Origin of the sequence: Myxococcus llanfairpwllgwyngyllgogerychwyrndrobwllllantysiliogogogochensis, assembly GCF_006636215.1 — a bacterium.
Classification (GTDB): Bacteria; Myxococcota; Myxococcia; order Myxococcales; family Myxococcaceae; genus Myxococcus; species Myxococcus llanfairpwllgwyngyllgogerychwyrndrobwllllantysiliogogogochensis.
The window spans coordinates 1-12,536 of sequence record NZ_VIFM01000077.1 but is presented as its reverse complement, the minus strand read 5'-3'; the positions used below and the strand labels follow the sequence as shown (position 1 = coordinate 12,536).

General features: G+C 68.8%; 8 protein-coding genes. 4 read left to right on the top strand and 4 right to left on the bottom strand.

Annotation, left to right across the window (positions count from 1 at the left end; translation table 11 throughout):
* Window positions 1–39 precede the first annotated feature (39 nt).
* The gene (locus tag FJV41_RS20260) at window positions 40–1,797 is read left to right on the top strand and encodes a CotH kinase family protein (protein WP_141644177.1); all 1,758 of its coding nucleotides are present in this window, start codon (window positions 40–42) and stop codon (window positions 1,795–1,797) included.
* A 28-nt stretch (window positions 1,798–1,825) separates the two neighbouring features.
* On the opposite strand, the gene asnS is transcribed toward FJV41_RS20260, so the two are convergent.
* On the bottom strand, window positions 1,826–3,226 hold the full coding sequence (gene asnS / locus FJV41_RS20255; protein WP_141644158.1) for an asparagine--tRNA ligase: 1,401 nt from the start codon (window positions 3,224–3,226) through the stop codon (window positions 1,826–1,828).
* 260 nt (window positions 3,227–3,486) lie between these two features.
* Between asnS and FJV41_RS20250 the strand changes: the two genes are divergently transcribed.
* From FJV41_RS20250 to FJV41_RS20240, 3 genes are all read left to right on the top strand, one after another.
* Window positions 3,487–4,515 (top strand): coiled-coil domain-containing protein, encoded by a 1,029-nt coding sequence (locus FJV41_RS20250; RefSeq protein WP_141644157.1) that lies wholly within the window; start codon window positions 3,487–3,489, stop codon window positions 4,513–4,515.
* A 384-nt stretch (window positions 4,516–4,899) separates the two neighbouring features.
* On the top strand, window positions 4,900–5,697 hold the full coding sequence (locus FJV41_RS20245) for a right-handed parallel beta-helix repeat-containing protein (protein WP_181790796.1): 798 nt from the start codon (window positions 4,900–4,902) through the stop codon (window positions 5,695–5,697).
* An 8-nt stretch (window positions 5,698–5,705) separates the two neighbouring features.
* A complete protein-coding gene (locus FJV41_RS20240; protein ID WP_141644155.1) occupies window positions 5,706–7,547 on the top strand; it encodes a putative Ig domain-containing protein in 1,842 nt (613 codons plus the stop codon).
* 84 nt (window positions 7,548–7,631) lie between these two features.
* Here FJV41_RS20240 and FJV41_RS20235 read toward each other — a convergent pair whose 3' ends face one another.
* The 3 genes from FJV41_RS20235 to FJV41_RS20225 all read right to left on the bottom strand — a co-directional run.
* Window positions 7,632–10,922, bottom strand: a complete 3,291-nt coding sequence (locus FJV41_RS20235; RefSeq protein WP_141644154.1) for an RCC1 domain-containing protein — start codon at window positions 10,920–10,922, stop codon at window positions 7,632–7,634.
* A 129-nt stretch (window positions 10,923–11,051) separates the two neighbouring features.
* On the bottom strand, window positions 11,052–11,468 hold the full coding sequence (locus FJV41_RS20230; RefSeq protein ID WP_246137304.1) for an RCC1 domain-containing protein: 417 nt from the start codon (window positions 11,466–11,468) through the stop codon (window positions 11,052–11,054).
* 104 nt (window positions 11,469–11,572) lie between these two features.
* Window positions 11,573–12,536: RCC1 domain-containing protein (locus FJV41_RS20225; protein WP_368773771.1), on the bottom strand; the 964-nt coding region annotated here is incomplete at its 5' end.

Sequence of the window (12,536 nt, the reverse complement as noted above, 5' to 3'; positions counted from 1 at the left end):
GTCAGCGCTTCTCCGGATGCCTATCTCTTCCGCTCCGACATGGGTGGGTGGACACGGGGGAGCTACACAGTGGCCGGAAGAAGCTTGTCGCGAGGCGTGCTGGCGTGTGTCGTTTGTCTGACGGTGGCCTGTGGGGGTGGCACCTCCGCCGGCCCTGGAGGTGAACCTCCGGACGAGCCGACGGGACCTTCGGGGACCATCCCCGACCCGCCCCCCACGAATCCCCAGGAGCTTCCGGACGCGGGCGTGCCCGATGCGGGGAGCCCCCTTCCGGACGCGGGTCCTCCCGATGCGGGCCCCGCGCCCATTGTCTGCGCCCCCACCGCTGGCGAGACGCGCTGGCTGACGGAAGGGCAGCTCGTCACGGCCACCGTGACGTGCGCCACCGGGAGCACCACGACGGGGCTGCGCTTCGGCGTGGACAACCTCCCGCCCGGCGCCACCTTCGACGAGGCCACCGCCACCCTGCGCTGGACGCCCGGCAGGGACCAGGCCGCCGTGTGGAACCTCGTCCTGCGCGAGCACACGAGCAATGAAACGGGCACCCTCAAGGTCGGCGTGGCGGAGAACGACGGAGGCCCCGGCAACATCAAAATCGTCGACCCGACGAAGTACACGGAAGAGTACGGGCTGCCCGTCTTCCACCTCATCTACACGCCGCCCCTCACCTCCGGCAGCGACAAGCCCGCGCAGCTCATCTACCGGGGCCGCACCTACAACATCGAAGCCAAGTACCGGGGCGCCACGTCCGGGGCCTTCCCCAAGCGCAGCTTCACGCTGGAGTTCCCGGACGAGGACCTCTTCAACGAGCCCGTCCACGGCGACGGCTTCCTCAAGAAGAAGCGCGTGGCGCTCGTCACCACGTTCAATGACAACTCCTACGTGCGCACGCGGCTCGCGTTCGACCTGTGGAGCCGCATGTCACCCGAGCACATCCGCGTGCGCACCTTCAGCGCGGTGCTCTATGCCAACAACCGCTTCCTCGGCCTCTATACGGCGGCGGACCTGCCCCACAAGCGGCTGATGGCGGAGCACGGCATGGACAAGGACTCGGACCTGTTCAAGGCCGTGGAGAACGACGCCAACTTCTCCCGCATCCGCAAGAACGGCGAGCCCAAGGCGTCACTGCGCGAGGGCTTCGAGAAGAAGGTCGGCGAGCCGGAGATGGGCCAGCCCCACGCCTGGGACACCCTGGAGGCCTTCATCACCTTCGTGGCGGACTCCGACGACGCCACGTTCCGCGCAAGCTTCCCGCAGCGCACCCGCCTGAAGGACTACGAGGACTGGTGGATCTTCAACTCCCTCATCCTCGGGACGGACTCCCACTCGAAGAACGCCTATCACGCGTATGACCCGAAGACGCAGGGCCCCTGGCGCTTCATCCCCTGGGACCTCGATGCGAGCTTCGGCCAGAACTTCGACACCACGCGCACCTCGCCGACGACGCGCAACACCTTCACCGGGAACAACCGCATCTTCGCGCGGCTGCTCGCGGACCCCACCTTCGCGGGGCCCATGCGCGAGCGCTACCGGACGCTGCTGCGCAACGAGCTGAAGCTGGAGAACGTGCTCGCGCTCATCGACGGCTACGAGAAGGAGACGTCCGCCGTCGCGAGGCGAGACTGGGCGCGGTGGCAGTTGGAGTACCGCGCCCTGGGCGCGCCCGGCACCGTGGGCGAGGGCAACTTCCCCGCCTGGTACCAGCGCACGGACTTCCTCACCTACGAGGAGGAGCTGGAGTACGTGCGCCAGTGGGTTCGCACCCGCTGGCCCGCGCTCCAGTCCCAACTGCCCTGACGTCCTCCCCGCCGGTGGACCGCCCCGACTAGAACTGCGCCCAGCCCGGAACGCGCGGGTAGGGAATGGCGTCGCGGATGTTCTGCAGGCCGCACATGTAGACGATGAGCCGCTCGAAGCCCAAGCCGAAGCCCGCATGCGGCACCGTGCCGTAGCGGCGCAAATCCCGGTACCACTGGTAGTGGGCCGGGTCCAAGCCGAAGCGCTTCATGCGCGCGTCCAGCACGTCCAGGCGCTCCTCGCGCTGGCTGCCGCCGATGATTTCGCCGATGCCCGGGGCCAGCACGTCCATGGCCGCCACCGTCTTCCCGTCCTCGTTGATGCGCATGTAGAAGGCCTTGATCTCCTCCGGGTAGTTCATCACCACCACGGGCCTCCCCACGTGCTCCTCGGACAGGTAGCGCTCGTGCTCCGTCTGGAGGTCCTTGCCCCACTCCGGCGAGTACTCGAACTTCTTCTTCGCCTTCTTGAGGATTTCAATCGCCTCCGTGTAGGTCAGGCGCTCGAAGCTGGAGTGGATGAACTTCTCCAGGCGCTCCGTGACGCCCTTCTGCACGCGCTCCTCGAAGAACTTGAAGTCGGGGCCACAGTCCTCCAGCACCGCCTTGAAGACGAACTTGAGGAAGCGCTCGGCCAGGTCCGCGTCCGCGTTCAGGTCCGCGAAGGCGATCTCCGGTTCGATCATCCAGAACTCGGCCAGGTGGCGCGTGGTGTTGGAGTTCTCCGCGCGGAACGTGGGGCCGAAGGTGTACACCTTCGACATGGCCATGGCGTAGGCCTCCACGTTGAGCTGGCCGGAGACGGTGAGGTACGCCTCCTTGCCGAAGAAGTCCTTGTGCCAGTCAATCTTGCCTTCCGGCGTGCGGGGCGGATTGACGGTGTCCAGCGTGGACACGCGGAACATCTGCCCGGCGCCCTCCGCGTCGCTCGCGGTGATGATGGGCGTGTTGACCCAGAAGAACCCCTCCTGGTCGAAGAAGCGGTGGACGGCCTGGGCCGCGCGGTGACGCACGCGGGTAATGGCGCTGAACGTGTTGGTGCGCACGCGCAGGTGGGCCACGTCGCGCAGGAACTCCAGCGTGTGCTGCTTGGGCTGAATGGGGTACGTGTCCGGGTCGTCCACGAAGCCCAGCACCTGGACCTCGTCGGCCTGGACCTCGAAGGCCTGGCCCTTGCCCTGGGACTTCACCAGCGTGCCGCGGCACACGACGGAGCAGCCCGCGGTGAGGTGGAGGATCTCCTTCTCGTAGTTGGGCAGCGAATTGGGGGCGACCACCTGGAGGGGGTCGAACACCGAGCCATCGCTGACATTGACGAAGCTGATGCCCGCCTTCGAGTCGCGCCGGGTGCGAACCCAGCCACGGACCTCCACCTTCGTCCCTGCCTCCACCGCGCCGGCGAGGACCTGCTTCACACTGACGACCTGCATTGACGCTCTCCCTTGAGCGGATTCGGGGGGCGAGTTAGCCGCGCGCCGGCCCGAAGGACAAGCCCGGTGTGGCTTTCCGGGGCCCCAAACGCCTGTTTCCGGGCCCCGGACGGATGCCTGGAACCCGGCCAACCATGTCAGACCCCACAGGTACTCTTCTCCCATGGTCGCCCGAAAAGGGGACCACGAATCCCACGAAACCCGCACGTCATTCGCGAGCCGCCCTGGCCCGCCTGGCCGTGCCCTACCTGGAGAGTCACATGGCTACGCGCAAGTCCGCTTCCCGCAAGTCCGCCGCCCGCAACCGCTCCTCGGAGTCCACCAAGGCCGCCTTCGAGGACCTGGCTCGCAAGGCGCGCAGCAAGCCCGTCGTCCCCGCCAAGGAGCAGGAGGCCCGGGACACCCACGCCAAGAACGTGCTGGCGGACGTCTCCACCCTGTCGGCCGAGTCCGCGGTGAAGAAAGTCACCGAGGCGGGGCTCACCATCAACAAGACGCTTTCGGGCATCAACGAGCAGGTCATCGCGCTGGTGGAGGAGATGAAGCAGTTGGATGAGGCCATCCAGCTCAAGACGGACGAGCTGTCGGAGCTGCACGGCAAGGACGTGGCGGCCAGCGCCGTGGACGTGCTCGTGGCGGAGTACGACAAGCGCAAGGCGGAGCTGCAGGAGGAGATGGAGCGGCTGAACAAGGACATCGAGGACACGCGCGCCAAGGCGGCCACGGACCTGGCCACCGAGCGTGAGGCGGCGCAGATGGCGCGCCAGCGGGCGGAGGAGCAGTACGCGTATGACGTCCAGAACCTGCGCAAGAAGGAGCAGGACGCGTTCGCGGAAGGACTGCGCGTGCAGTCCGCGGCGGAGCGGGACCGCAAGGAGAAGCTGGAGAAGGACTGGGCCACGCGCGAGGACGCGCTGAAGCTGCGCGAGAAGGAGCTGGAGGACCTGCGCAAGCAGGTGTCCGAGTTCCCGGCGGTGCTGAAGAAGGAAGCGGACACGGCGGCGGCCATCGTCGGCAACCGCGTGAAGTCGGAGTGGGACCTGAAGCTCACGCTCGCCACGAAGGACGCGGAGACGTCCCAGCGCGTGGCCAGCATGGAGATTGCGTCGCTCAAGGACACGAACACCAAGCAGGCGCAGGCCATCCAGTCGCTCCAGGCGGAGCTGGCGGACGCCAAGCGCCAGGTGCAGACCATCGCCGAGAAGGCGCTCGAGTCCGCCTCCGGCGCCCGCGCCCTGGCCGAAGTGCAGGGTGTCATCGCCAGCCGCGAGTACAACAAGACGAAGTAATCCCGGCTGGAGCCACACGGGGACGCTTGCCGCGCTCGGCCTGGCGAGCGTCCCGCGCGAAGGAATTCGACAAGGTGCGTTCAGCCTTCATGCGAAAGGCTGAAACACCCCTTCCTGGGTGCGTTCAGCTTTCATGGGAAAGGCTGAAACACCTTGAAGAATCTGAGTGCCGATGGACTCGGGCTGTCCTGGGATGAGTCACGCGCGGGCGTCGTTCGTGGAGTGAGCACGAGCGGGGTAGCCTGTCTCACCATGTCCAATCCTGGCTCTGCTCTTTCCCGCGCGAGGGGTCTGTTCGCGCTTCCCGCCCTGCTGTGCCTGCTCGTGGGGTCCTCCGCCTCGGCCCAGGCGACCCGCACGTGGGTCTCGGGTGTGGGGGATGATGTGAACCCCTGCTCTCGCACCGCGCCGTGCAAGACGTTCATGGGGGCGCTCAGCAAGACGGCCACGGGTGGAGAGGTCGATGCCATGGACCCGGGTGGCTACGGCACGCTGACCATCACCAAGTCCATCACGATTGACGGCGGGCCCAGCGCCGGAGGCATCCTCTATTCAGGGACGCATGGCGTGGTCGTGAACGCGGCCGGCGCCACCGTCATCCTGAGAAATGTCGCCATCAATGGCGGCACCACGGGACTGGACGCCATCCGCATCCTCGCGGCGGACAAGGTGCTGGTGGAGAACTGCACGATTCAGGGGTTCACCGGCTCGGGCATCAACGTCCTGCCTGGCGCGGGCGCCGTGCAGCTCGTCGTGCGCAACACGACGGTCAACGGTGCGGTCGCCAGGGCGCCGACGACCGCCGACGAAACCTCGGGCGGCATCCAGGTGGCGAGCGGCGGGGCCGTGATTGGCAACAGCCAGATTGCGTCCGGCCTCATCGGGCTCCACGTGCTGAACGGCGCGCGCGTCACCGTGAATGACACGACGGTGGTGGGGCACTCCGGCCAGGGCGTCCTGGCGGTGGGCGGTGCGCAGGTGACGCTGGAGCGGGCCGTGGTGGCGCAGAACGGCGTCGGAATCAAGGCGGAGGCCCCGGCGCAGGTGCGCATCTCCGACACGATGGTAGGCCACAACACGGGCCTGGGGCTGGACGGCCCGGTCGTCTCGTTCGGGAACAATCGCGTCGCCGCGGGCAACGGCACGGATGGTTCCCCCTCCACCACGCTGCCTCAGAATTGAGCCGCGCGATGGGGGTCCACTTGCGCTGCATCCTCGTGGTCGCGCTCTGCGCGTCCACTCCCGCGCTGGCCCAGGCAACGCGCACCTGGGTGTCGGCCGTGGGCGACGACGCGAATCCGTGTTCCCGCACCGCGCCGTGCAAGACGTTCGCGGGGGCCATCAGCAAGACGGCCGCGGGTGGGGAAATCGATGTGCTGGACGCCGGCAGCTTCGGCACGTTGGTCATCACCAAGGCCATCACGATTGATGGCGGGCCGGCCGGCAAGGTGAGCGCGTCCGGCATCCCGGGAATCACGATCAACGCCGGCCCTCAGGACGTGGTGGTGCTGCGTCGGCTCTCCCTGACCGGGAGCGCGGGCACGCGCGGAACGACGGGTATCGCGTTCAACAGCGGGCGGGCGCTGCATGTCGAGCGCGTACAGATTCATGGCTTCCAGCAGGACGGCATCCGCTTCTCGCCCGAGGCGGGTGGCCAGTTGGTCCTCGCCGATGTCGTGGTTTCGGGAAATGGGGGCGCTGGCGTCCGGGTGAGTTCGCCGTCCGGGGTGGCCTCTGCCGTCATCTCGCGCGGCAACCTTTCGGGGAATCGCCAGGGGCTCTGGCTCGGCGCGGGCAGTGTGGCGACGGTGAATGAGCTGACGGCGTCCGACAATGCCGAGGCCGGCATCTGGGCCCGGACGGACGATGGCGGCAAGGTCCAGCTCAACGTGGAGCGGGCCCGGCTCACGCACAATGGCGTGGGCCTGCATGCCGCCTCGGTGGGGAGTGGGAGTCAGACGCTGCTAAGGCTGTCCCGCGCCGCCGTGGACGCCAATGTGCTGGCCACCACGCGGCTCATCGGCACGGGCACCATCCTGTCCTTCGGCAACAACCGGATGGCGGGAGGCTCCGCGTCGACGTGTCCCACGGGAGCCGTCTTGCTGGAGGACGCGGCACTGCCAGGGATTGCCCGGGGTGGGGTCTTCGCTCCGGTGGAGCTCGCCGTGCTGGGGGCCATGGGGAGCGTCACCTCGACGGTGTCGGGGGCCCTGCCTCGGGGCTTCCGGTTGGAGGGCGGCGTCTTCTCGGGCACTCCCGAGGAGGGCGGCGACCATCCCTTCACGGTGACGGCGACGGATGGGAATGGGTGCACGGCATCACGCGACTTCACGCTCGCGGTGGCCTGTCCGCCCATGACGCTGGGCCCCACCGTGTTGGCCGCGGGGACCACGGGACAGGTCTATGCGCAGACACCCTTCGTGCATGAGGGTGGCGAGGGCACGACGACGTTCGTGCTCGATGGGGCGCTGCCCCGTGGACTACAGCTCCGTGACGGCGTCCTCACGGGAATGCCCACGCAGCCCGGCACCTTCCCCATCACCCTGACCGCGACGGATGGCGGGCGCTGCTCGTCGAGCCAGAGCTACACCTTGGCCGTCGCTCGCTCCGCCGACTTCCAGGAGGCCACGGTTCAGCTCCAGGCCTCGGCCAACCCGGCGTATGCGGGAGAGGCGGTGTCCGTCACCGCGAGCATCGTGGGCGGACAGGGAGAGCCCTCGGGGACGGTGACGTTCTTCCGGGGCACGGAGGTGCTGGAGGTCGTCACCGTGACTTCCCGCGAGGCGAAACACACGCTCGCGCCGCTTGCTCCGGGTCAGTACACCTTGAGCGCGGCGTACAGCGGAGACACCCGCTTCGGTGGAGTCGACGCGGCGCCCCTGACGTTGGAGGTCCTGCCCGCCAAGGCGCCCGTCGAGGAGGGTGACAGCGGATGCGGCTGTCGACAGTCCGGAGCGCCGGGCGGAGTCCTGCTGACGCTGCTGCTGCTCGTGTTGAACCGTCGGCGTCGGGAGTCACCGACTCCAGGGTGAAGTCGTATACGCCGAGGGAACCCCCACCCGTTACGACGCTGGCATCGAGGCCGCCGTCGTCACGGGTGGGGTTGAATCCTCGCGCTACCAGACCAGCACGGGCGCGGCACGGAAGCTGGAGAGCCCCGTGCCCAGCTGCCCATGGCTGCTGCTGCCCCAAGCCCAGACACTCCGGTCCGCGAGCACGGCGAGCGAGTGCTCACCTCCCGCCCCCACGGACACGGCGCCCGTCAGCCCCGCCACCTGTGCCGGCAACAGCCGCCAGTTGGACTTCACCCCGCTGCCCAGCTGGCCCTGCTGGTTGCGCCCCCAGGACCAGACCTTGCCACCCGTCGTCACCGCGAGGCTGTGGTGCTCGCCCGCGTCCAGGGTGACAGCCCCCGCCACCCCGCTCACCTGCACGGGCAACAGCTTGCGCACCTGTGTGCCATCCCCCAGCTCGCCATAGGTATTGGACCCCCAGCCCCAGATGGTCCCATCCCCCTTCAAGGCCAGCGCATGCGTGCGTCCAGCCGAGACAGCCGTCACGCCCGTGAGCCCTTGCGTCTGCACCGGCGACAGCCGCCGGGCCGTGGAGTTATCGCCCAACTGTCCCAGCGAGTTGTACCCCCAGCTCCACACCGTGCCGTCGTGCTTGAGCGCCAGGGAGAAGCCCTCGCCCGCCGCAATCGCAGCCACTCCCGTCAAGCCCTGGACGCGGACCGGCAGGATTCGGGACACGGTCGTCCCGTCACCCAGTTGCCCCTGGACATTGGAACCCCAGGACTGGACGGTGCCATCTCCCAGCAAGGCCAGCGAGTGCCGGCTGCCCACCGCGATGGACAACACTCCCGTCGGCGAGGGAATCAACGTGGGCAGCGCCCGGGACACCCCCGTCCCATCTCCCAGCTCACCCTCCTGATTCTCCCCCCAGGAGAGCAGCCGCCCATCTGACTTCAAGGCCAGGGTATGCCCTTGACCGCCGGCAATCGCTCGACACTCCGTGAGCCCCAGCGCCGCCACCGGCAGCGCGCGGTTCAGGACGCTCCCATCCCCCAACTGCCCCGACAGATTCGCCCCCGTGCCCTGGACGCTCCCGTCCAGCGCGACGCCCAGCGAGAACTGATACGCCGTGGACAGCCCGCGTGAAGCCACGAGCTGCGAGCGCACCGGCAGCAACTGCCAATCCACGACCCCATCGCCAATCTGCCCGTCGGCATTCCCACCCCACGCCCAGACCGTCCCATCCTCCTTCACCGCCAGGGAGTGCTGCTCCCCCACGGAGACCGTCCTGACCCCCGTGAGCGCGGGCACCTGCACCGGACTCGTACGCGCCGCCGAGGCGCCCCCTCCCAACTGCCCCTGGACGTTGGCACCCCAGCCCCACACGGTGCCATCCGCCTTCAAGGCCAGGACACTCTCGGCTCCCACCGACAGCGCCACCACCCCCGTGAGCCCTGGCACCCGCGCCGGAGCGAGCCGCGCCGTGAAGCTCCCATCCCCCAGCTGACCCTTCGCGTTGCTTCCCCAGGCCCACACCGTGCCATCCGCCTTCAACGCCAGCGAATGACAGACACCCGCCCCCAGCGAAACCACGTCCGTCAGCCCCAGCACCTGCTCGGGCGCGAAGACCAGCCGCCCCAGGTCCTCGACGTCCTCGCACGTGTCCTGGCGGCCCCAGGTCCAGACCGTTCCATCCGCCTTCAACGCCAGCGAGTGCTCGACGCCCGCCGAGAGCGCCACGACGCCTTCCAGGCCCAGCGCCTTGACGGGCGCCGTCCGGGACAGGAACCGGGGATTGCCGTCCCCGAGCTGCCCCATCTCATTGTCTCCCCACGCCCAGACGGAGCCGTCCACACTCAAGGCCAGCGAATGATAGGCCCCCACCGCCACGGCCGACGCGGTGAGCGTGGTGCCCACCTTCACGGGCAGGGCCCGGTTGACGTTCGTCCCATCCCCCAGCGCGCCCCAACTGTTCGAGCCCCAGCTCCACACCGAGCCGTTCTCCTTGAGCGCCACCGAGTGGTAGGCCCCCGCGGCCACGGCCGCCATCAGCGTCAGCGTGGGGACCTGGACTGGCAGCCAGCGAGTCTGCGTCGTGCCATCCCCGAGCTGGGACTGGTCATTCGAGCCCCAGGCCCACGCGGTGCCATCCGCCTTGAGCGCCAGGGAATGGCGCCCTCCCGAGGAGGCCTCCACGCGCTCCAGCAACCCCCGCGTCAGCGCGGGCGCCAGCTTCATCAGATAGGTCCCATCCCCCACCTGTCCGTCGGAGTTGGAGCCCCAGGCCCATACCTCGCCCGTGGCCACCACCGCCACCGAGTGCTGCCCACCTCCCGCCGACACGCCCTTGACCTGCGTGAGCCCGGGCACCTGGAACGGTGACAGTCTTTGCGTCTGCGTTCCGTCTCCCAGCTGCGCTCTCAGGTTGCTGCCCCACGCCCACACCGTTCCATCCCCCTTCAGCGCCACCGTGTGCTGGCCTCCACCCACCACCGCGGCGACGCCCGTCAGCCCTGGCACCTGCGTGGGGACCAGGCTCGCCGCCGAGGTGCCCAGCCCCAGCTGCCCCTCGTCATTCCTCCCCCAGCTCCACACCGTGCCATCCGTCTTCAACAGCACCGAGTGAGAGCCACCGCCGGTCACCGCCGTCACGCCCGTCATCCCTGGAAGGACGGCGGGCAGCAAGCGGCCTGTCAGGGTTCCCGTGCCAAGCTGACCATCCGCGTTTCCGCCCCACGTCCACACCCGGCCGTCCGCCGTCAGCGCCATTGAATGAGCATTGCCCGCCGCGATGGACACCACGCCCGTCAGGCCCTGCACCTGCACAGGTGAGGTCTTTCGCACCGTCGTCCCATCTCCCAACTGCCCCGTCGCGTTGTTGCCCCAGGCCCACACCGTCCCGTCCGCCTTCAGGACCACGGAGTGGGAGAAGCCGGCGGCGATGCCCACCACGTTCGTCAGGTTCGGCAGGGCCGCGGGCACCGAGCGAGAGACGAGGCTGCCATCCCCGAGCTGGCCGCTGCTGTTGTAGCCCCAGGACCACACCGTCCCGTCCGACTTCAACGCCAGCGAATGCAGCTCCCCGGCGCCAATGGCCCTGATGCTGAACAGACGCCACACGCGCGTGGGCGCAGGACGAGGGCGGGTGGTGCCATTGCCCAACTGTCCAAAGGCATTTCCGCCCCAGGACCACACCGTCCCATCCGAGCGCAGCGCCAACGTGTGGTGCCGCCCCGCCATCACCGTGCCCTGGCGCGAGGCACCCTCGGCGGCACGGATGGTGCCGAGTTCGGAATTTTCGAATGCACCCGGTTCACCACAACTCGCCAGCCACATCACGCACAACAGCCAGCACACCGGGATTCCAGACACACGTCTCGCGACACGCTCCATGGGACACCCCTTTTCAGACAGCCCGACGACGAGAACTTCCAAACAGGACCCGCGCGAAGCAGGGGCGCGGTCGGGAGGGTGCTCGCAGCAGCACGAGGCCCTCCCGGACTTCGTGCTGCCTTTGCCGCGCTACCAGACCCTCACGGGTGACACTCGAACAGGAGACAGGCCCGTGCCAAGCTGCCCCGAAGTGCTGTCACCCCAGGACCACACGCCCCGGTCTCTTCGAATCGCATGCGCATGAGCGGCGCCCGCGGCGACGGACAGCGCCGAGAGGCCGGGAACATTCACGGGCACCAGCCGATGCGTGACGGTGCTCCCATCCCCCAGCTGCCCCAGGTGATTGGGCCCCCACGCCCACACCGTCCCGTCCGAGCGCAACGCCAGCGTGTGATTGCGCCCCGCCAGCACCGTGCCCTGACGCGCGACACCTTCCGCCGCGCGCGCGGACGCGAACTCCGCCGCCTTGTCACCGGCACCGCGCTCGGTGCAGCCCACCAGCACCACCGCGCACAGCAACCCGCCCCACGCCAGGATGCCAGACACACGTCTCCCACCGCATTGCATGAGTCCCCCTGCTCCCCACAACGAGTCTTGCAATCCCTGTCACGAGCCCCGGCGCGCCGCCGGAGTCCGACTCCCGCGGCGAATCACCACACGCGCACGGGCGAGGCGCTGTCGACGAAGGTCCCCGTGCCCAACTGCCCGCTCTGGTTGAGACCCCAGGTCCACACCGAGCCATCCCCCTTCACCGCCGCCACGTGATGCAGCCCGGCCGACAGGGACACCGTCCCCGTGAAGCCCGTCAGCGGAGCGGGCACCGAACGCGTGACGAACGTGCCGTCCCCCAGTTGCCCGGAGCCATTGAAGCCCCAGGACTCCACCGTCCCGTTCGACTTCAGCACGAAGGAGTCCGCGAAGCCGGCTGAGAGGCGTATCCCTTCCGTGAGCCCCTGGACCTGGATGGGCGAGAGCCGGTTGACCTGGGTGCCGTCTCCGAGCTGGCCGTCGGAGTTCTCACCCCAGGTCCACATCGTGCCGTCCGCCTTCAGCGCCGCGGAATGAGTCAGCCCCGAGGAGAAATCCATCACCTCCGTCAGTCCCAGCACCCGCACCGGGAGCGGGGCATCATCCAGCGTCCCGTCGCCGATGTTGCCGTGCGGATTGGTGCCCCACGCCCACAGCGTGCCGTCCGCCTTCAATGCGAAGAAGTTGTAGCCGCCCCCCGACACCGCGATGACTCCCGTGAGGCCCGAGACTTGCGTCGGAGCCAGCACGAAGCTCGACGGGGGCGCACCCGGGAACCACAGGGGATTGATGGACCACGCCCACACCGTGCCGTCGTCCTTCAGCGCCACGGAGTGGTGCATCCCCGCCCCCACCATCACCACGTTGGAGAGGCTGGTGATGCGCGTGGGCGTCCGCAGGCCGTCGCGAGCCGCCGGCCCACCGGGGCCCTCGAAGGTTCCTCCCCACGTCCACACCGAACCCTCCAGCGTGAGCGCCACCGTGTGGTCCCGGCCAGACGCCACCGCCAGCACCTCCGACAGTCCTGGCACCTGTCCGGGCGTCGCACGGCCCGGCCGGCCCGCCGCCCCGAGCTGCCCCAGGTAG